The sequence below is a fragment of the Pseudomonas sp. GG8 genome, assembly GCF_052976945.1.
On sequence record NZ_JBRIIP010000001.1, the window covers coordinates 21816 to 40198 of the forward strand.

Here is an 18383-nt window from a genome sequence, read left to right on the forward strand (position 1 = left end):
TTTTGCTTTTCTTGTAAGACAATAGCGTCGCAAGACAACAGTGGAGCTAGTAGATGGCAACTATCAACCAGCTGGTACGTCAGCCGCGTAAGCGTATCGTCGAGAAATCCGACGTACCTGCGCTGCAGAACTGCCCGCAACGTCGTGGCGTATGCACCCGTGTGTATACAACTACGCCGAAAAAACCAAACTCGGCACTGCGTAAAGTATGCCGTGTGCGCCTGACCAACGGTTTCGAGGTTTCCTCGTACATCGGTGGTGAAGGTCACAACCTGCAAGAGCACAGCGTCGTACTGATTCGTGGCGGTCGTGTAAAAGACTTGCCAGGTGTTCGTTACCACACCGTTCGCGGCTCCCTGGATACTTCCGGCGTTAAAGGTCGTAACCAAGGTCGTTCGAAATACGGTACCAAACGTCCGAAGTAATCGGCCGTTTTTTGCGATAAATTGCAGATTTCTATTTTTCTGAGTCGATAAGAGTAAGGTCGGGCGCACCTCGCAAGAGCGCTGTGGTCCCGAGCTAACCTGAAGACCGTTTGAGGGCTTATCCATGCCAAGAAGACGCGTAGCAGCCAAGCGCGATGTGCTTGACGATCCAAAATACGGCAGCCAGATTCTGGCCAAGTTCATGAACCACGTGATGGAAAGCGGCAAGAAAGCCGTTGCCGAGCGTATCGTTTATGGCGCGCTGGAAAAGGTTAAAGAACGCAAGAACAGCGACCCCCTGGAAATCTTCGAGAAAGCTCTCGACGCCATCGCTCCGCTGGTCGAAGTGAAGTCGCGCCGTGTAGGCGGTGCTACTTACCAGGTTCCGGTCGAAGTTCGTCCGTCCCGTCGTAACGCCCTGGCAATGCGCTGGTTGGTAGACTTCGCGCGCAAGCGTGGCGAAAAGTCTATGGCTCTGCGTTTGGCTGGCGAATTGATGGACGCTGCTGAAGGTAAAGGTGCTGCAGTTAAGAAGCGTGAAGACGTGCACCGTATGGCTGAAGCCAACAAGGCTTTCTCGCACTACCGCTTCTAATTTCGGCATCACTAATTTTGCGAGGGCTTTATGGCTCGTACTACTCCGATTAACCGCTACCGTAACATTGGTATCGTAGCTCACGTGGATGCTGGTAAAACCACCACCACCGAGCGCGTCCTTTTTTACACTGGCGTAAACCACAAAATGGGCGAGGTGCATGATGGCGCCGCGACCATGGACTGGATGGTGCAGGAGCAGGAGCGTGGTATCACTATCACCTCCGCTGCAACCACGGCCTTCTGGTCGGGTTCTGCCAAGCAGTTCGACAAGTATCGCTTCAACATCATCGACACCCCTGGCCACGTTGACTTCACTATTGAAGTAGAGCGTTCGCTGCGCGTACTTGATGGCGCTGTCGTTGTGTTCTGTGGCACTTCGGGTGTTGAGCCTCAGTCGGAAACCGTATGGCGTCAAGCCAACAAATACGGTGTTCCGCGTCTTGTTTACGTAAACAAGATGGACCGTGCGGGTGCTAACTTCCTGCGCGTTGTCGCTCAGATCAAGCAGCGCCTGGGTCACACTCCAGTCCCTATTCAGCTCGCTATTGGCGCTGAAGATAACTTCCAGGGTCAGATCGATCTGATCAACATGGAAGCGGTCTACTGGGATGATGCTGACAAGGGCATGGCTCCACGCCGCGAAGCAATTCCGGCGGACATGCTTGAGCTGGCTGAAGAGTGGCGCGGCAACATGGTAGAGGCTGCGGCCGAAGCCACTGAAGAGTTGATGAACAAGTACCTCGAAGGTGAAGAGCTCACCATCGAAGAGATCAAGTCTGCTCTGCGTCAGCGTACTATCGCTGGTGAGATCGTTCTTGCTGTCTGCGGTTCTTCGTTCAAGAACAAGGGCGTTCCCCTGGTTCTAGACGCCGTTATCGATTTCCTGCCGGCTCCAGCTGACATTCCAGCCATCAAGGGTTCTGACCCGGATGACGAAGAAGTCGCTATGGAACGTCATGCAAACGACGACGAACCGTTCTCGGCTCTGGCTTTCAAAATTGCTACCGACCCATTCGTGGGTACTCTGACTTTCGTGCGCGTTTACTCGGGCGTGTTGAGCTCCGGCGACGGCGTGATCAACTCGGTCAAGGGCAAGAAAGAGCGCGTTGGTCGTATGGTGCAAATGCATGCGAACACTCGTGAAGAGATCAAGGAAGTACGCGCTGGTGACATCGCGGCCTTGATTGGTATGAAGGACGTCACCACCGGTGACACCCTTTGCTCGAGCGACAAGCCGATCATCCTCGTTCGTATGGACTTCCCGGAACCCGTTATTTCGGTTGCCGTTGAGCCAAAGACTAAGGATGACCAGGAAAAAATGGGTATCGCTCTGGGCAAACTTGCTCAGGAAGATCCATCTTTCCGCGTCAAAACTGATGAAGAGACTGGTCAAACGATCATCTCTGGCATGGGCGAGTTGCACCTGGACATCCTGGTAGACCGGATGCGCCGTGAGTTCAACGTCGAAGCCAACATCGGTAAGCCACAGGTTTCCTATCGTGAAAAAATCACGAAGGCCTGTGAGATCGAAGGCAAGTTCGTTCGCCAGTCCGGCGGTCGTGGTCAGTTCGGCCACTGCTGGATTCGTTTTGCTCCTGCTGACGAAGGTCAGGAAGGTCTGCAATTCGTGAACGAAGTAGTGGGTGGTGTGGTTCCTAAGGAATTCATCCCGGCTATCCAGAAGGGTATCGAAGAGCAGATGAAGAACGGCGTTGTTGCCGGCTATCCGCTGATCGGCCTGAAGGCTACTGTGTTCGATGGTTCTTACCATGACGTCGACTCCAACGAGATGGCGTTTAAGGTGGCTGCTTCCATGGCGACCAAGCAGTTGGCCACTAAAGGTGGTGGTGTTCTGCTTGAGCCGGTCATGGCTGTAGAGGTTGTTACACCTGAGGACTATATGGGTGACGTGATGGGCGACTTGAATCGTCGTCGCGGCATGATCTTGGGTATGGAAGATACGGTTTCCGGCAAAGTGATTCGCGCCGAGGTTCCGTTGGGTGAGATGTTCGGTTATGCGACCGACGTCCGTTCCATGTCTCAGGGTCGCGCGAGCTACTCTATGGAATTCAAAAAATACGATGTAGCTCCGGCGCATATCGTCGAAGCTGTCACTAAAAAACAAGGCTGATTCAGCCCCTTTAGGCTAGGAGTTAATTGTCGTGGCTAAAGAAAAATTTGAACGTACCCTCCCGCACGTCAACGTTGGCACCATTGGTCACGTTGACCATGGCAAAACCACTCTGACTGCTGCTCTGACTCGAGTGGCTGCAGAAGCGTTTGGTGGTAAAGCAGCTGATTTCGGCAGCATCGATAGCGCGCCGGAAGAAAAGGCTCGTGGTATCACCATCAACACTGCTCACGTTGAATACCACACCAAGATCCGTCACTACGCTCACGTTGACTGCCCAGGTCACGCTGACTATGTGAAGAACATGATCACCGGTGCTGCGCAGATGGACGGCGCTATCCTGGTTTGCTCGGCAGCTGATGGTCCTATGCCTCAGACTCGCGAGCACATCCTGTTGTCCCGTCAGGTAGGTGTTCCGTACATCGTTGTTTACCTGAACAAGGCTGACTTGGTAGACGACGCTGAGCTGTTGGAACTGGTTGAGATGGAAGTGCGCGATCTGCTGAGCACTTACGACTTCCCAGGTGACGATACTCCAATCATTATCGGTTCCGCGCGTATGGCGCTGGAAGGTCTGGACGATAACGAAATGGGTACCACTTCGGTTCTTAAGCTGCTTGAGACTCTGGACAGCTACATCCCAGATCCAGTGCGTGCGATCGACAAGCCGTTCCTGATGCCAATCGAAGACGTGTTCTCGATCTCTGGTCGTGGCACCGTGGTAACAGGTCGTATCGAGCGTGGGATCATCAAGATCCAGGAATCGATCGAGATCGTTGGTCTGCGTGACACCGTCACCACTACCTGCACCGGCGTTGAAATGTTCCGTAAGCTGCTCGACGAAGGTCGTGCTGGCGAGAACTGCGGCGTGCTGTTGCGCGGTACCAAGCGTGAAGACGTTGAGCGTGGCCAGGTTCTGGTCAAGCCGGGTTCGGTTAAGCCGCACACCACGTTCACCGCAGAAGTTTACGTTCTGAGCAAAGAAGAAGGCGGCCGTCATACTCCGTTCTTCAAAGGCTACCGTCCACAGTTCTACTTCCGTACAACTGACGTGACCGGTAACTGCGAATTGCCAGAAGGCGTTGAAATGGTAATGCCAGGTGATAACATTCAAATGACTGTTACCCTGATCAAAACCATCGCGATGGAAGAAGGTCTGCGTTTCGCCATTCGTGAAGGCGGTCGTACCGTCGGCGCTGGCGTAGTAGCCAAGATCCTCGCGTAAGCGTTGATTGATAAAAGGGCCCCCGCTTGCGGGGGCTTTTTTATTGGGTTGACACTAGGTTGGGCCGTCTATAGAATTGCGCCTCCTTTTAACGGGCGTATTGCGTCCGGTGGGAATAGCAGCTGGGAGTCTGAAATCCAATGCAAAATCAGCAAATCCGTATCAGGTTGAAGGCTTTTGACCATCGTCTGATCGACCAATCCACCCAGGAAATCGTGGAAACCGCGAAACGTACTGGTGCACAGGTGCGTGGTCCGATTCCACTTCCTACCCGTAAAGAGCGGTTCACTGTTCTGGTTTCTCCGCACGTCAACAAAGACGCGCGCGACCAGTATGAGATCCGTACTCACAAGCGCGTTCTGGACATCGTCCAGCCAACGGATAAAACCGTTGACGCACTTATGAAGCTTGATCTTGCGGCCGGTGTGGAAGTACAGATCAGCCTCGGCTAAGACTCGGGTCTTAGTCGTGTAACGCTCTGAAATGGGCGGCCATAGCGGGTGAAAGCCCCGTACACTCATGAGGTTTACAACATGACTATTGGTGTAGTCGGTCGTAAATGCGGTATGACCCGTATTTTCACCGAAGAAGGTGTCTCCATTCCGGTTACGGTCATTGAGATCGAGCCGAATCGCGTCACCCAGTTCAAAACCGAAGAAACTGATGGCTATCGTGCAGTGCAAGTCACTGTCGGTGTGCGTCGTGCTTCGCGTGTGACTGCTGCTCAAGCAGGTCACTTCGCAAAAGCGAACGTTGCTGCTGGTCGCGGTGTTTGGGAGTTTCGTCTTGAAGAAGGCGACTACCAGGCTGGCGACGTAATCAATGCAGAAATCTTCGCCGCTGGTCAGATGGTCGATGTGACCGGTCAGTCCAAAGGTAAAGGTTTCCAGGGTACGATCAAACGCCACAATTTCCGTGGCCAAGACAATACTCACGGCAACTCCGTATCCCACCGCGTCCCGGGCTCAATCGGCCAGTGCCAGACTCCTGGTCGTGTATTCAAGGGCAAAAAAATGTCCGGTCATATGGGCGCTGAGCGCGTGACCGTGCAGTCCCTGGAAGTGGTGCGCGTGGACGCTGAACGCAATCTGTTGTTGGTCAAGGGTGCTGTTCCTGGCGCTACTGGCGGCAACCTGGTTGTACGTCCGGCAGCCAAGGCTCGCGGTTAAGGGGAAGCTGACATGCAATTAAATGTAAATGACGCTCAGGCGATCGAAGTTTCCGAACTGACGTTCGGCGGCGAGTTCAACGAGACGCTGGTTCACCAAGCAGTCGTGGCCTACATGGCCGGCGGCCGTCAAGGTAGCAAGGCCCAGAAGACCCGTTCAGACGTTTCCGGTGGCGGTAAGCGCCCATGGCGTCAGAAAGGTACTGGTCGTGCTCGTGCCGGTACTATCCGTAGCCCAATCTGGCGTGGCGGCGGTACCACTTTTGCTGCTCGTCCTCAGGATCACTCCCAGAAACTCAACAAGAAGATGTATCGCGCAGCATTGCGCTCCATCCTTGCTGAGCTGGTACGTACTGATCGTCTGGTCGTGGTTCAGGACTTCGTAGTTGAAGCGCCGAAAACCAAAGACCTGCTGAACAAGCTGAATGGCATGGGTCTGACTGATGTCTTGATCGTGTCTGATGCTGTTGATCAGAACCTGTACCTGGCTGCTCGTAACCTGCCGCACGTTGATGTTCGTGACGTACAGGGTTCCGATCCAGTTAGTCTGATCGCATACGACAAGGTGTTGATCACCGTGTCGGCCGTGAAGAAATTCGAGGAGCTGCTGGGATGAACCAGGAACGCGTATTTAAAGTTCTACTCGGCCCGCACGTTTCCGAGAAGGCTACGGTTCTGGCTGACAAGAAAGGCCAGTTCGTTTTCAAGGTTGCTACTGACGCAACCAAGCTGGAAATCAAGAAGGCCGTCGAAAGCCTGTTCAGCGTGAAAGTAGAGCGTGTTACTACCCTGAATGTTCTGGGTAAGAGCAAACGTACTGCTCGCGGTCTGGGCAAGCGTAATGACTGGAAGAAGGCGATTATTTCCCTTCAACCGGGCCAAGATCTCGATTTCAGCAGCAGTGCTGAGTAAGGAAGGGGTGCATCATGGCAATCGTTAAATGCAAACCGACTTCCCCTGGCCGCCGTTTTGTGGTCAAGGTGGTCAACCAGGAGCTGCATAAAGGCGCTCCTCACGCACCGCTGCTCGAGAAGAAATCGAAGACTGGTGGTCGTAACAACAATGGCCGTATTACCACTCGTCACATCGGTGGTGGTCATAAGCAGCATTATCGTTTGGTCGATTTCCGTCGTAACGACAAAGATGGCATCAGTGCCACCGTTGAGCGTATCGAATACGATCCAAACCGTACTGCTCACATCGCCCTGCTGTTGTACGCAGATGGCGAGCGCCGCTACATTATTGCCCCTAAAGGCATTAGTGCTGGCGACCAGCTGATCGCAGGTGCCTTGGCACCGATCAAGCCGGGCAACGCTCTTCAGTTGCGCAACATTCCAGTGGGTAGCACCGTACACGGCATCGAGTTGAAGCCGGGTAAAGGCGCGCAAATCGCTCGTTCCGCTGGTGCTTCTGCTCAGCTGGTAGCGCGTGATGGTGTCTACGTGACCCTGCGTCTGCGCTCTGGTGAAATGCGTAAAGTATTGGCTGAATGCCGTGCAACGCTTGGCGAAGTCTCGAACTCCGAGCACAGCCTGCGTTCGCTGGGTAAAGCTGGTGCCAAACGCTGGCGTGGCGTTCGCCCAACCGTTCGTGGTGTTGCCATGAACCCGGTTGACCACCCACATGGTGGTGGTGAAGGTCGTACCTCTGGTGGTCGTCATCCGGTATCGCCGTGGGGCTTCCCGACTAAGGGCGCGAAGACTCGTGGTAATAAGCGTACCGACAAAATGATCGTCCGTCGTCGCAAGTAAATAGAGGGATACGACAGTGCCACGTTCTCTGAAAAAAGGTCCTTTTATCGATCTTCACCTACTGAAGAAGATCGAAGTGGCGGCGGAAAAGAATGATCGCAAACCAGTTAAGACCTGGTCGCGCCGTTCTATGATTCTGCCGCAAATGGTCGGTTTGACCATTGCTGTGCATAACGGTCGTCAACATGTCCCAGTTCTTGTGAACGAAGACATGGTCGGCCATAAACTAGGCGAGTTTGCCGGTACCCGCACTTATCGTGGGCACGTGGCAGACAAGAAAGCCAAGCGTTAAGGGGTAAGGAACGATGGAAGTAGCCGCTAAGTTGTCGGGCGCTCGAATCTCCGCCCAGAAAGCCCGCTTGGTCGCCGACCAGATCCGCGGGAAGAAGGTGGGCGAAGCGCTCAACCTGTTGGCTTTCAGCAGTAAGAAAGCCGCCGAGATCCTGAAGAAAGTGCTGGAGTCGGCCGTAGCCAACGCCGAGCATAACGAAGGCGCAGACGTTGATGACCTTAAGGTCTCCACCGTTTTCGTCAACGAAGGGCGTTCGCTGAAGCGAATCATGCCGCGTGCCAAAGGCCGCGCTGATCGCATCGTCAAGCGGTCTTGCCATATCACTGTCAAGGTTGCTGACAAGTAACGGAGTCGAAGAGATGGGTCAGAAAGTACATCCCATTGGCATTCGCCTGGGAATCGTCAAGGAGCACACCTCCGTCTGGTACGCAGACGGTCGGACTTATGCGGACTATTTGTTCGCTGATCTGAAGGTGCGCGAGTATCTCCAAGACAAACTAAAAAGCGCGTCCGTAAGCCGTATCGATATCCATCGTCCGGCTCAGACTGCACGTATCACCATCCACACCGCTCGTCCCGGCATCGTGATCGGCAAGAAAGGTGAAGATGTTGAGAAACTGCGTCAGGACCTGACCAAGCAAATGGGTGTGCCTGTGCACATCAATATCGAAGAGATCCGCAAGCCGGAGCTCGACGGTATGCTGGTTGCGCAGAGCGTAGCTCAGCAGCTGGAGCGTCGCGTAATGTTCCGTCGCGCTATGAAGCGCGCTGTTCAGAACGCCATGCGCATTGGTGCCAAAGGCATCAAAATCCAAGTGAGCGGTCGTCTCGGCGGTGCTGAAATCGCACGTACTGAATGGTATCGCGAGGGTCGTGTGCCACTGCACACCCTGCGTGCTGACATCGACTATGCCAACTACGAAGCTCACACCACTTATGGTGTGATCGGTGTAAAGGTTTGGATCTTCAAAGGCGAAGTAATTGGTGGTCGCCAAGAAGAGCTGAAACCACAAGCACCAGCGCCTCGTAAAAAAGCTGCTAAGTAAGGGGTACGCCAAATGTTGCAACCAAAGCGTACGAAGTTCCGCAAGCAGATGACAGGCCACAACCGTGGCTTGGCTCAGCGCGGTAGCAAAGTCAGCTTCGGCGAATATGCGCTGAAGTCTGTTGCTCGTGGTCGTCTCACCGCTCGTCAGATTGAGTCAGCGCGTCGTGCACTGACCCGTCACGTTAAACGTGGCGGCAAAATCTGGATCCGTGTATTCCCGGACAAACCTGTAACCAAAAAGCCACTCGAAGTTCGGATGGGTAAAGGTAAGGGTAACGTTGAGTACTGGGTTGCCCAGATTCAGCCAGGCAAAGTCCTGTATGAAATCGAGGGTGTTACTGAAGAGCTGGCGCGTGAGGCTTTCGCCCTGGCTGCTGCGAAGCTGCCACTCGCCACCTCCTTTGTTAAACGGACGGTGATGTGATGAAAGCGAATGAACTTCGTGAAAAATCAGCACAGCAGCTGAACGAGCAATTGCTCGGCCTGCTGCGCGACCAGTTCAATCTGCGTATGCAGAAAGCAACTGGCCAGTTGGGGCAGTCTCACCTGCTCTCGCAAGTTAAACGTGACATTGCTCGCGTGAAGACTGTGCTTAACCAGCAGGCAGGTAAGTGATCATGGCTGAAGCCGAAAAAACCGTCCGTACGCTGACTGGCCGTGTTGTCAGCGACAAGATGGACAAGACCATCACCGTTCTGATCGAGCGTCGCGTAAAGCACCCGATCTACGGTAAATATGTTAAGCGTTCGACTAAGCTGCACGCGCACGACGAAACCAATCAGTGCCACATCGGCGACAAAGTCACGATTCGTGAAACTCGTCCGCTGGCCAAGACCAAGTCTTGGGCATTGGTTGATATTCTCGAACGCGCTGTGGAAGTCTAAGGACTAGGGGTCGGAGAAATTATATGATTCAGACTCAATCCATGCTCGATGTGGCCGATAACAGCGGCGCACGCCGCGTTATGTGCATCAAGGTGCTGGGTGGCTCCCATCGTCGTTACGCTGGTATCGGTGACATCATCAAAGTGACCGTCAAGGAAGCAATTCCGCGCGGCAAGGTGAAAAAAGGCCAAGTGATGACTGCAGTAGTAGTCCGCACTCGCCATGGTGTTCGTCGTGCTGACGGCTCCATCATCCGCTTTGACGGCAACGCTGCTGTTCTGTTGAACAACAAGCAAGAGCCGATTGGCACCCGTATCTTTGGGCCAGTGACCCGTGAACTTCGTACTGAGAAGTTCATGAAGATCGTCTCGCTCGCCCCAGAAGTGCTGTAAGGAGATCCGACATGCAAAAGATTCGTCGTGACGACGAGATCATCGTGATCGCCGGCAAAGACAAAGGTAAGCGCGGTAAGGTGCTTAAGGTTCTCGTTGACGACCGTCTGGTCGTTGGTGGGCTCAACCTGGTTAAGCGTCATACCAAGCCTAACCCGGCGTCGGGCGTTCAGGGCGGTATCGTCGAGAAAGAAGCGCCATTGCACGCTTCTAACGTCGCCATTTTCAACGGCGCAACCAACAAGGCTGACCGCGTTGGTTTCAAAGTTGAAGACGGCAAGAAAATTCGTGTCTTCAAGTCGACCCAAAAAGCGGTTGATGCTTGAACACTGCTAGGTAGAAGACCATGGCACGACTAAAAGAGATTTACCGGAAGGAAATCGCTCCGAAACTTAAGGAAGAACTTAAGCTTTCGAACGTGATGGAAGTTCCGCGCGTTACAAAGATCACCCTTAACATGGGTCTTGGCGAAGCGGTCGGTGACAAAAAAGTCATCGAGCACGCTGTTGCTGACCTGGAAAAGATCACCGGTCAGAAAGTCGTTGTGACTTACGCTCGGAAATCCATCGCTGGCTTTAAAGTCCGTGAAGGTTGGCCGATCGGCGTTAAAGTCACTCTGCGTCGCGATCGTATGTACGAATTCCTGGATCGTCTGCTGTCGATCTCCCTGCCTCGGGTTCGCGATTTTCGCGGCCTGAATGCCAAGTCCTTCGATGGTCGTGGTAACTACAGCATGGGCGTTAAAGAGCAGATCATTTTCCCGGAAATCGATTACGACAAGATCGATGCTCTTCGCGGTCTGGACATTACCCTGACCACCACTGCTCGTACGGATGACGAGGGTCGCGCATTGCTGCGTGCCTTCAAGTTCCCGTTCCGCAACTGATTGGAGTAGGACAATGGCCAAGATGAGCATGAAAAACCGCGAGCTGAAACGTCAGCTCACGGTTGCCAAGTACGCCAAGAAGCGTGCAGAACTGAAAGCTATCATCGTTGATCTGAACGCAAGTCCAGAAGCACGTTGGGAAGCTCAAGTAGCTCTGCAGAAGCAGCCACGTGACGCAAGCGCTGCGCGCATGCGTAACCGCTGCCGCATCACTGGCCGTCCACACGGCGTCTATCGCAAGTTCGGCCTTGGCCGTAACAAGCTGCGTGAAGCAGCAATGCGTGGCGACGTTCCTGGTCTGGTCAAGGCTAGCTGGTAAGGCGTCCATCTCGTCTCGCACGGGTCAATCTTGTAAAAGATTGGTCTGTGTGAAGCGTGATTTTGAATCAAGCCCCTTTTGGGGCTTGATTCATTTCCGGGGTGTGTCTAGAATGATCGGCTCGCCTGAGCCCGTGCTTTCATTTGCCCGGAGTTTCTCGGCGACAAGCTGTAGCCGCAAGGCTAATTATTTTTGTAACAGGAGCGTCTAGCCCATGAGTATGCAGGACCCGTTAGCGGACATGCTAACTCGTATCCGTAATGCCCAGATGGCTGAAAAGCCCGTCGTAAGCATGCCATCTTCCACGTTGAAGGTAGCTGTAGCCAAAGTCCTCAAGGACGAAGGTTACATTGCGGGTTATCAGATCAGCAGCGAAATCAAACCGCTGCTATCCATCGAGCTGAAGTACTTCGAAGGCCGTCCAGTCATCGAAGAAGTGAAGCGCGTTAGCCGTCCAGGCTTGCGTCAGTACAAGTCCGTCGATGATCTGCCAAAAGTTCGTGGCGGTCTCGGTGTGTCTATCGTCTCCACCAACAAAGGTGTGATGACGGATCGTGCTGCGCGCGCTGCCGGTGTCGGCGGCGAAGTTCTTTGCACAGTGTTCTAAGGGGGGATAAGCATGTCACGCGTAGCTAAGAACCCCGTTAAGTTGCCAGCAGGCGTCGAAGTTAAACTCGTCGGCCAGCAGCTTTCGGTGAAGGGTGCCAAGGGCACTCTAGATCTGAACATCCATTCGTCCATTGAGATTGTTGAAGAAGCTGGTGAGCTGCGTTTCGCTGCTCGCAATGGCGATCAACAGACTCGTGCAATGGCCGGCACCACTCGTGCACTGGTTAACAACATGGTCCAAGGCGTAAGCCAAGGCTTCGAGCGTAAGCTCCAGCTGGTCGGTGTCGGTTATAAAGCGCAAGCAAAAGACAAAGTGCTGTCCCTGGCTCTCGGCTTTTCGCATCCAGTGGAATACGACCTGCCGAATGGCATCACCGCTGAGACTCCCAACCAGACCGATATCTTCATCCGAGGTATCGATAAGCAGTTGGTTGGTCAAGTGGCCGCTGAGATCCGCGACTTCCGCCGTCCTGAGCCGTACAAAGGCAAAGGTGTGCGTTACGCAGACGAAGTCGTCCGCCGTAAAGAAGCCAAGAAGAAGTAGGGCATAGCAAATGACCGTCAAAAAAGTTACCCGACTGCGTCGCGCTCGCAAAGCACGCTTGAAAATGCACGAGCTAGAAGTCGTGCGTCTCTGCGTGTTCCGCTCTTCGCAGCACATTTATGCCCAGGTCATCTCGGCCGACGGCAGCAAAGTCTTGGCGAGCGCCTCGACTTTGGACAAAGAACTGCGTGATGGAGCCACTGGCAACATCGACGCGGCCACTAAGGTTGGCCAGCTGGTCGCTGAGCGTGCGAAAGCCGTAGGCGTCTCGCAAGTGGCTTTTGACCGTTCTGGCTTCAAGTACCACGGTCGCGTCAAGGCGCTGGCTGATGCTGCTCGTGAAGGCGGGCTGGAGTTCTAAGTTATGTCAAATAACGACCAAAAACGCGACGAAGGCTACATTGAGAAGCTGGTTCAAGTGAACCGCGTTGCTAAAACCGTTAAAGGCGGCCGTATCTTCACTTTCACCGCGTTGACCGTGGTGGGTGATGGTAAAGGGCGTGTTGGTTTCGGCCGTGGCAAGTCACGTGAAGTGCCTGCTGCGATCCAGAAAGCAATGGAAGCTGCTCGTCGCAACATGATTCAGGTGGACCTTAACGGTACCACTCTGCAGTACGCAATGAAGTCTGCTCATGGCGCTTCGAAGGTGTACATGCAGCCTGCGTCTGAAGGTACTGGTATCATCGCTGGCGGCGCTATGCGCGCAGTGTTGGAAGTTGCTGGTGTTCAGAACGTACTGGCCAAGTGCTACGGCTCGACTAACCCGGTAAACGTGGTTCACGCCACTTTTAAAGGTTTGAAAGCTATGCAATCTCCTGAATCTATTGCTGCCAAGCGCGGTAAAAGTGTCAAGGAGATCTTCTGATCATGGCTACCGTTAAAGTAACGCTGATCAAAAGCATGACCGGTCGCATCCCTAACCACAAATTGTGCGTTAAGGGTTTGGGTCTGCGTCGCATCGGTCACACTGTAGAAGTGCTGGATACTCCCGAGAATCGCGGGATGATCAACAAGGCTTACTACATGCTGCGAGTCGAGGGTTAATCGATGAAACTCAATGATCTGAGTCCAGCGCCGGGTTCCCGTCGCGAAAAGCATCGTCCGGGCCGTGGTATCGGTAGTGGTTTGGGTAAGACCGGTGGCCGTGGCCACAAAGGTCAGTCCTCCCGCTCCGGTGGCACTATTGCTCCGGGCTTTGAAGGCGGCCAACAGCCGTTGCATCGTCGTCTGCCGAAATTCGGTTTCGTTTCCCTGAAAGCTATGGATCGCGCAGAAGTGCGTTTGTCCGAACTGGCTAAAGTGGAAGGCGACATCGTCACCGTGCAGTCCCTGAAGGATGCCAACGTGATCAACCAAAACGTACAACGTGTGAAAATCATGTTGTCCGGTGAGGTTACTCGCGCTGTCACCATCAAAGGTATCGCAGCCACCAAAGGTGCGCGTGCGGCTATCGAAGCAGCTGGCGGCAAGTTCGAGGAATAAATGGCTAAGCAAGGTGCTCTCTCAGCGCTCAGCAAAGGCGGGTTATCCGAGCTCTGGGCTCGACTGCGTTTTCTACTCCTGGCGATTATCGTCTACCGGATAGGCGCGCACATCCCAGTTCCTGGTATCAACCCGGACCGGCTGGCGGACCTGTTTCGACAGAATGAGGGGACCATTCTTAGCTTGTTCAACATGTTTTCCGGCGGCGCGCTGGAACGGATGAGTATCTTTGCACTGGGGATCATGCCGTACATTTCGGCATCGATCATCATGCAGTTGATGACCGCCGTCAGCCCGCAGTTGGAGCAGTTGAAGAAGGAAGGTGAGGCTGGTCGTCGTAAGATCAGTCAATACACCCGCTATGGCACTGTCGTCCTCGCTCTTGTTCAGGCTATTGGCATGTCCATTGGTCTGGCAGGGCAGGGCGTTGCGTTCACTGGTGACTTTGGCTTCCATTTCGTTGCGGTATCCACGTTTGTGGCTGGCGCGATGTTCATGATGTGGCTGGGTGAGCAGATTACCGAGCGCGGTGTTGGTAACGGTATCTCGATGTTGATTTTTTCGGGTATCGTCGCCGGTCTTCCGAGAGCGATTGGGCAGTCTTTCGAGTCTGCACGTCAGGGTGATATCAACATTTTCGCCTTGGTTGCCATCGGTTTGCTGGCAGTAGCGATTATCGGTTTTGTGGTGTTCATTGAGCGTGGTCAGCGTCGTATTGCCGTTCACTACGCCAAGCGTCAGCAGGGCCGTAAGGTCTTCGCTGCGCAGACTAGCCACTTACCGCTGAAAGTGAATATGGCCGGTGTAATTCCAGCTATTTTCGCGAGCAGCATTTTGCTGTTTCCGGCTTCGTTGGGTGCCTGGTTTGGCCAGTCTGAAGGTATGGGCTGGTTGCAGGACCTCTCGCAGTCGATCGCTCCTGGTCAGCCGTTGAATATTCTGCTGTTTAGTGCAGGGATTATTTTCTTCTGCTTCTTCTATACGGCGTTGATGTTCAATCCGAAAGACGTAGCGGAAAACCTGAAGAAGTCCGGTGCCTTTATTCCGGGCATCCGTCCAGGCGAGCAGTCTGCGCGCTATATTGATGGCGTTCTGACCCGCTTGACCATGTTCGGTGCTCTTTATATGACGGCCGTGTGTCTGCTTCCCCAGTTTCTGGTGGTTGCGGCAAACGTACCGTTCTACCTTGGCGGGACTTCGTTGCTGATCGTCGTAGTGGTTGTGATGGACTTCATGTCCCAAGTACAATCGCACCTCGTTTCGCACCAGTACGAATCCCTGATGAAGAAAGCCAACCTGAAGGGCTACGGTAGCGGCATGCTGCGCTGAAGCACCCATAAGGTTCGAGGAGTTGGTGATGAAAGTTCGTGCATCGGTGAAAAAGCTGTGCCGTAACTGCAAGATTATTCGCCGCGAAGGTGTTGTTCGAGTAATTTGCAGCGCGGAACCACGTCATAAACAGCGCCAAGGCTGAGTGTGATTTGTGCTTAAAGCCCAGCAGCTAGTGCGCTGCTGGGTTGATTATTTGTTATTACAGCGATATTATCTCGCGCCCTATTTCTTGGCTTCCGGGGCGTAGGTAGCTGTCAATTGGAGTCCCACTGAATGGCCCGTATTGCAGGCGTTAACATTCCAGATAACAAGCATACTGTTATCTCGTTGACCTACATCTATGGTGTTGGTCGCACCACTGCACAGAAAATTTGTGCAACCACTGGGGTTAACCCAGCGGTGAAGATCAAAGATCTGAGCGACGAGCAGATTGAACAGCTGCGTGGCGAAGTGGCAAAGTTCACCACTGAAGGTGACCTGCGTCGCGAAATCAACATGAAAATCAAGCGCTTGATGGATTTGGGCTGCTACCGCGGTCTTCGCCATCGTCGTGGTCTTCCAGTACGCGGTCAGCGTACCAAGACCAACGCGCGTACTCGCAAAGGTCCGCGTAAGCCGATCCGCAAGTAATCGCACCAGCGCAACGACAGGAATTTAGTCATGGCAAAACCTGCTGCTCGTCCTCGTAAAAAAGTTAAAAAGACAGTGGTTGATGGCATCGCCCACATCCACGCGTCTTTTAACAACACAATCGTCACCATTACCGATCGTCAAGGTAACGCGCTTTCTTGGGCTACCTCCGGCGGCTCGGGTTTCCGTGGTTCTCGCAAGTCCACCCCGTTCGCTGCTCAAGTAGCTGCTGAACGTGCTGGTCAAGCTGCGCTGGAATACGGCCTGAAGAACCTCGACGTTAACGTCAAGGGTCCAGGTCCAGGTCGTGAGTCCGCTGTCCGTGCTTTGAACGGCTGTGGCTACAAGATCGCCAGTATCACCGACGTGACGCCAATCCCGCACAACGGGTGCCGTCCGCCGAAGAAGCGCCGCGTGTAATCCAGGAGACTGTAAGAAATGGCTCGTTACATTGGTCCAAAATGCAAACTTGCACGTCGTGAAGGCACCGATCTCTTCTTGAAGAGCGGCGTCCGCGCTATCGAATCCAAGTGCAACATCGAAGCAGCCCCAGGTATCCACGGCCAACGCCGCGGTCGCCAATCCGATTACGGCACCCAACTGCGTGAAAAGCAGAAGGTCCGTCGTATTTACGGCGTTCTCGAACGTCAATTCAGCGGTTATTACAAAGAAGCAGCCGGCAAGAAAGGCGCTACTGGTGAGAACCTGCTGCAATTGCTCGAATGCCGTTTGGACAACGTTGTATACCGTATGGGTTTTGGCTCTACTCGTGCCGAATCCCGTCAGCTGGTATCGCATAAATCGGTCAGCATTAACGGCAAAACCGTTAACGTACCGTCCTACCAGGTTCGCCCTGGTGACGTGGTCGCTATTCGCGAGAAGGCAAAGAACCAACTGCGCATTGTCCAAGCTCTCGATCTGTGTGCCCAACGTGGCCGCGTAGAATGGGTAGAAGTAGACACTGAGAAAAAATCTGGCGTCTTCAAAAACGTTCCAGCTCGCAGTGATCTGTCCGCCGACATCAACGAAAGCCTGATTGTCGAGCTCTACTCCAAGTAAGGGCTAGAAAATAGGTGCATCCATGCAGATTTCGGTAAATGAGTTCCTGACACCCCGCCATATTGATGTGCAGGTTGTCAGTCCAACCCGCGCCAAGATCACGCTCGAGCCTCTCGAGCGTGGTTTCGGCCACACCCTGGGCAACGCGTTGCGACGCATCCTGTTGTCCTCAATGCCCGGCTGTGCAGTAGTCGAGGCCGAGATTGACGGTGTACTCCATGAGTACAGCGCCATCGAAGGTGTACAGGAAGACGTAATTGAAATCCTGTTGAACCTTAAAGGTCTGGCTATCAAGCTGCACGGTCGAGACGAAGTTACGCTGACCTTGTCGAAGAAGGGTTCGGGGGTGGTTACCGCTGCCGATATTCAGCTGGATCATGATGTCGAGATCGTTAATCCCGATCACGTAATCGCTAACCTGGCGTCTAACGGCGCCTTGAACATGAAGCTCACCGTAGCTCGTGGTCGTGGTTATGAACCGGCCGATTCGCGTCAGAGCGATGAAGACGAAAGCCGCAGCATTGGTCGCTTGCAGCTTGACTCTTCGTTCAGCCCGGTTCGCCGTATCGCATACGTGGTGGAAAACGCCCGTGTCGAGCAGCGTACTAACCTGGACAAGCTGGTTATTGATCTGGAAACCAACGGTACCCTGGATCCTGAAGAGGCTATTCGCCGCGCTGCAACCATTCTGCAACAGCAGTTGGCTGCGTTCGTCGATCTCAAAGGTGACAGCGAGCCAGTGGTTATCGAACAGGAAGACGAGATCGATCCGATCCTTCTCCGTCCGGTTGACGATCTGGAACTGACTGTACGTTCGGCCAACTGCCTTAAGGCGGAGAACATTTACTACATCGGCGACCTGATTCAGCGCACCGAAGTAGAACTGTTGAAGACTCCGAACCTGGGTAAGAAATCCTTGACTGAAATCAAGGACGTTCTGGCCTCCCGTGGTCTGTCCCTCGGCATGCGCCTCGACAACTGGCCGCCTGCAAGTCTTAAGAAGGACGACAAGGCGACTGCCTGATCGTCGTAATCACCGAACGTTGTGTTTGGTAAGGAATGAACCATGCGTCATCGTAAAAGTGGTCGTCACCTGAGCCGCACCAGCTCACACCGCAAGGCCATGTTTCAAAACATGGCGGTGTCGCTGTTTGAGCACGAGCTGATCAAAACTACACTGCCGAAAGCCAAGGAACTGCGCCGCGTTGCCGAGCCGCTGATCACCCTGGCTAAGACAGACAGCTTGGCTAACCGCCGTCTGGCCTTCGACCGTACTCGTTCGAAAGCCATCGTTGGTAAGCTGTTCAACGACCTGGGCAAGCGTTATGCAACCCGTGAGGGTGGCTACCTGCGCATCCTCAAGTGCGGTTTCCGCACTGGCGACAACGCGCCTATGGCGTACGTCGAACTGGTTGATCGTCCGGTTGGTGGTGTTGTAGAAGCTGCTGAATAAGACGTCAGTCTGTACAAAGAACCGGGCCTAGTGCCCGGTTTTTTGTGTCTGAATGATTAGTAAAATCTATCGATATTTATAATTTAATGAATTTGATGGCGTAACAAAATTGCCCAATACTCCTCTCAAGCCGTTTAGCCGGTTGGACACGTTAGA

At 53.8% G+C, this 18383-nt stretch carries 32 protein-coding genes; all 32 read left to right on the forward strand.

Features of this window, described 5'->3' with window-relative positions; all coding sequences use genetic code 11:
- Positions 1–53 precede the first annotated feature (53 nt).
- The gene (rpsL, locus tag ACVBEG_RS00110) at positions 54–425 is read left to right on the forward strand and encodes a 30S ribosomal protein S12 (RefSeq protein ID WP_003186084.1); all 372 of its coding nucleotides are present in this window, start codon (positions 54–56) and stop codon (positions 423–425) included.
- Positions 426–549: 124 nt separating this feature from the next.
- Positions 550–1020, forward strand: coding sequence for a 30S ribosomal protein S7 (rpsG, locus tag ACVBEG_RS00115; RefSeq protein ID WP_003400433.1), 471 nt, complete (start codon positions 550–552; stop codon positions 1018–1020).
- Positions 1021–1050: 30 nt separating this feature from the next.
- Positions 1051–3153, forward strand: a complete 2103-nt coding sequence (gene fusA / locus ACVBEG_RS00120; protein WP_322182373.1) for an elongation factor G — start codon at positions 1051–1053, stop codon at positions 3151–3153.
- A gap of 31 nt (positions 3154–3184) precedes the next feature.
- Complete coding sequence (tuf, locus tag ACVBEG_RS00125) at positions 3185–4378, forward strand: elongation factor Tu (protein WP_219062788.1); 1194 nt, start codon at positions 3185–3187, stop codon at positions 4376–4378.
- A 140-nt stretch (positions 4379–4518) separates the two neighbouring features.
- Positions 4519–4830, forward strand: a complete 312-nt coding sequence (gene rpsJ / locus ACVBEG_RS00130) for a 30S ribosomal protein S10 (RefSeq protein WP_003186070.1) — start codon at positions 4519–4521, stop codon at positions 4828–4830.
- A gap of 81 nt (positions 4831–4911) precedes the next feature.
- Entirely contained in the window at positions 4912–5547 is a 636-nt protein-coding gene (rplC, locus tag ACVBEG_RS00135) for a 50S ribosomal protein L3 (RefSeq protein WP_219062787.1), read from the forward strand.
- A gap of 12 nt (positions 5548–5559) precedes the next feature.
- Positions 5560–6162 (forward strand): 50S ribosomal protein L4, encoded by a 603-nt coding sequence (gene rplD / locus ACVBEG_RS00140; protein ID WP_219062785.1) that lies wholly within the window; start codon positions 5560–5562, stop codon positions 6160–6162.
- Positions 6159–6458 (forward strand): 50S ribosomal protein L23, encoded by a 300-nt coding sequence (gene rplW, locus ACVBEG_RS00145; protein WP_017129879.1) that lies wholly within the window; start codon positions 6159–6161, stop codon positions 6456–6458. The genes rplD and rplW overlap by 4 nt, the downstream gene beginning before the upstream one ends.
- A gap of 14 nt (positions 6459–6472) precedes the next feature.
- Positions 6473–7297 (forward strand): 50S ribosomal protein L2, encoded by an 825-nt coding sequence (gene rplB, locus ACVBEG_RS00150; protein ID WP_322182370.1) that lies wholly within the window; start codon positions 6473–6475, stop codon positions 7295–7297.
- Between the two features lie 16 nt (positions 7298–7313).
- Positions 7314–7589: a 30S ribosomal protein S19 gene (gene rpsS / locus ACVBEG_RS00155; RefSeq protein ID WP_002555486.1), complete on the forward strand. Its 276-nt coding sequence runs from the start codon at positions 7314–7316 to the stop codon at positions 7587–7589.
- Between the two features lie 13 nt (positions 7590–7602).
- Complete coding sequence (gene rplV / locus ACVBEG_RS00160; RefSeq protein ID WP_002555485.1) at positions 7603–7935, forward strand: 50S ribosomal protein L22; 333 nt, start codon at positions 7603–7605, stop codon at positions 7933–7935.
- A gap of 13 nt (positions 7936–7948) precedes the next feature.
- Entirely contained in the window at positions 7949–8635 is a 687-nt protein-coding gene (rpsC, locus tag ACVBEG_RS00165; RefSeq protein ID WP_003176422.1) for a 30S ribosomal protein S3, read from the forward strand.
- Positions 8636–8647: 12 nt separating this feature from the next.
- The gene (rplP, locus tag ACVBEG_RS00170; protein WP_095080428.1) at positions 8648–9061 is read left to right on the forward strand and encodes a 50S ribosomal protein L16; all 414 of its coding nucleotides are present in this window, start codon (positions 8648–8650) and stop codon (positions 9059–9061) included.
- A complete protein-coding gene (gene rpmC / locus ACVBEG_RS00175) occupies positions 9061–9252 on the forward strand; it encodes a 50S ribosomal protein L29 (RefSeq protein WP_002555481.1) in 192 nt (63 codons plus the stop codon). The genes rplP and rpmC overlap by 1 nt, the downstream gene beginning before the upstream one ends.
- A gap of 2 nt (positions 9253–9254) precedes the next feature.
- On the forward strand, positions 9255–9521 hold the full coding sequence (rpsQ, locus tag ACVBEG_RS00180) for a 30S ribosomal protein S17 (RefSeq protein WP_003444370.1): 267 nt from the start codon (positions 9255–9257) through the stop codon (positions 9519–9521).
- 23 nt (positions 9522–9544) lie between these two features.
- Positions 9545–9913 (forward strand): 50S ribosomal protein L14, encoded by a 369-nt coding sequence (gene rplN / locus ACVBEG_RS00185; RefSeq protein ID WP_002555479.1) that lies wholly within the window; start codon positions 9545–9547, stop codon positions 9911–9913.
- Positions 9914–9924: 11 nt separating this feature from the next.
- Positions 9925–10239, forward strand: coding sequence for a 50S ribosomal protein L24 (rplX, locus tag ACVBEG_RS00190; protein WP_219062783.1), 315 nt, complete (start codon positions 9925–9927; stop codon positions 10237–10239).
- Positions 10240–10259: 20 nt separating this feature from the next.
- Positions 10260–10799, forward strand: a complete 540-nt coding sequence (gene rplE / locus ACVBEG_RS00195) for a 50S ribosomal protein L5 (RefSeq protein WP_219062782.1) — start codon at positions 10260–10262, stop codon at positions 10797–10799.
- Positions 10800–10812: 13 nt separating this feature from the next.
- On the forward strand, positions 10813–11118 hold the full coding sequence (gene rpsN, locus ACVBEG_RS00200) for a 30S ribosomal protein S14 (RefSeq protein WP_219062780.1): 306 nt from the start codon (positions 10813–10815) through the stop codon (positions 11116–11118).
- 214 nt (positions 11119–11332) lie between these two features.
- Complete coding sequence (gene rpsH, locus ACVBEG_RS00205; RefSeq protein ID WP_065833640.1) at positions 11333–11725, forward strand: 30S ribosomal protein S8; 393 nt, start codon at positions 11333–11335, stop codon at positions 11723–11725.
- Between the two features lie 12 nt (positions 11726–11737).
- Positions 11738–12271 carry a 50S ribosomal protein L6 gene (gene rplF, locus ACVBEG_RS00210; protein WP_219062778.1) on the forward strand — a complete coding sequence of 178 codons (534 nt, stop codon included), beginning with the start codon at positions 11738–11740 and terminating at the stop codon, positions 12269–12271.
- A 10-nt stretch (positions 12272–12281) separates the two neighbouring features.
- The gene (gene rplR / locus ACVBEG_RS00215) at positions 12282–12632 is read left to right on the forward strand and encodes a 50S ribosomal protein L18 (protein ID WP_219062777.1); all 351 of its coding nucleotides are present in this window, start codon (positions 12282–12284) and stop codon (positions 12630–12632) included.
- A 3-nt stretch (positions 12633–12635) separates the two neighbouring features.
- Positions 12636–13136: a 30S ribosomal protein S5 gene (rpsE, locus tag ACVBEG_RS00220; protein WP_003186035.1), complete on the forward strand. Its 501-nt coding sequence runs from the start codon at positions 12636–12638 to the stop codon at positions 13134–13136.
- A 2-nt stretch (positions 13137–13138) separates the two neighbouring features.
- Complete coding sequence (rpmD, locus tag ACVBEG_RS00225; RefSeq protein WP_003186033.1) at positions 13139–13315, forward strand: 50S ribosomal protein L30; 177 nt, start codon at positions 13139–13141, stop codon at positions 13313–13315.
- 3 nt (positions 13316–13318) lie between these two features.
- A complete protein-coding gene (rplO, locus tag ACVBEG_RS00230) occupies positions 13319–13753 on the forward strand; it encodes a 50S ribosomal protein L15 (RefSeq protein ID WP_002555470.1) in 435 nt (144 codons plus the stop codon).
- Positions 13754–15082 (forward strand): preprotein translocase subunit SecY, encoded by a 1329-nt coding sequence (gene secY, locus ACVBEG_RS00235; RefSeq protein WP_219062775.1) that lies wholly within the window; start codon positions 13754–13756, stop codon positions 15080–15082. It begins immediately after the preceding gene.
- A 28-nt stretch (positions 15083–15110) separates the two neighbouring features.
- Entirely contained in the window at positions 15111–15227 is a 117-nt protein-coding gene (gene rpmJ / locus ACVBEG_RS00240; protein ID WP_002555468.1) for a 50S ribosomal protein L36, read from the forward strand.
- A gap of 131 nt (positions 15228–15358) precedes the next feature.
- Positions 15359–15715: a 30S ribosomal protein S13 gene (gene rpsM / locus ACVBEG_RS00245; RefSeq protein ID WP_002555467.1), complete on the forward strand. Its 357-nt coding sequence runs from the start codon at positions 15359–15361 to the stop codon at positions 15713–15715.
- Between the two features lie 30 nt (positions 15716–15745).
- On the forward strand, positions 15746–16135 hold the full coding sequence (gene rpsK, locus ACVBEG_RS00250) for a 30S ribosomal protein S11 (protein WP_002555466.1): 390 nt from the start codon (positions 15746–15748) through the stop codon (positions 16133–16135).
- An 18-nt stretch (positions 16136–16153) separates the two neighbouring features.
- Positions 16154–16774 carry a 30S ribosomal protein S4 gene (gene rpsD / locus ACVBEG_RS00255; RefSeq protein WP_322166322.1) on the forward strand — a complete coding sequence of 207 codons (621 nt, stop codon included), beginning with the start codon at positions 16154–16156 and terminating at the stop codon, positions 16772–16774.
- Positions 16775–16796: 22 nt separating this feature from the next.
- Complete coding sequence (locus ACVBEG_RS00260) at positions 16797–17798, forward strand: DNA-directed RNA polymerase subunit alpha (protein ID WP_003176403.1); 1002 nt, start codon at positions 16797–16799, stop codon at positions 17796–17798.
- A 42-nt stretch (positions 17799–17840) separates the two neighbouring features.
- The gene (gene rplQ, locus ACVBEG_RS00265; RefSeq protein WP_219062771.1) at positions 17841–18227 is read left to right on the forward strand and encodes a 50S ribosomal protein L17; all 387 of its coding nucleotides are present in this window, start codon (positions 17841–17843) and stop codon (positions 18225–18227) included.
- Positions 18228–18383: the final 156 nt, after the last annotated feature.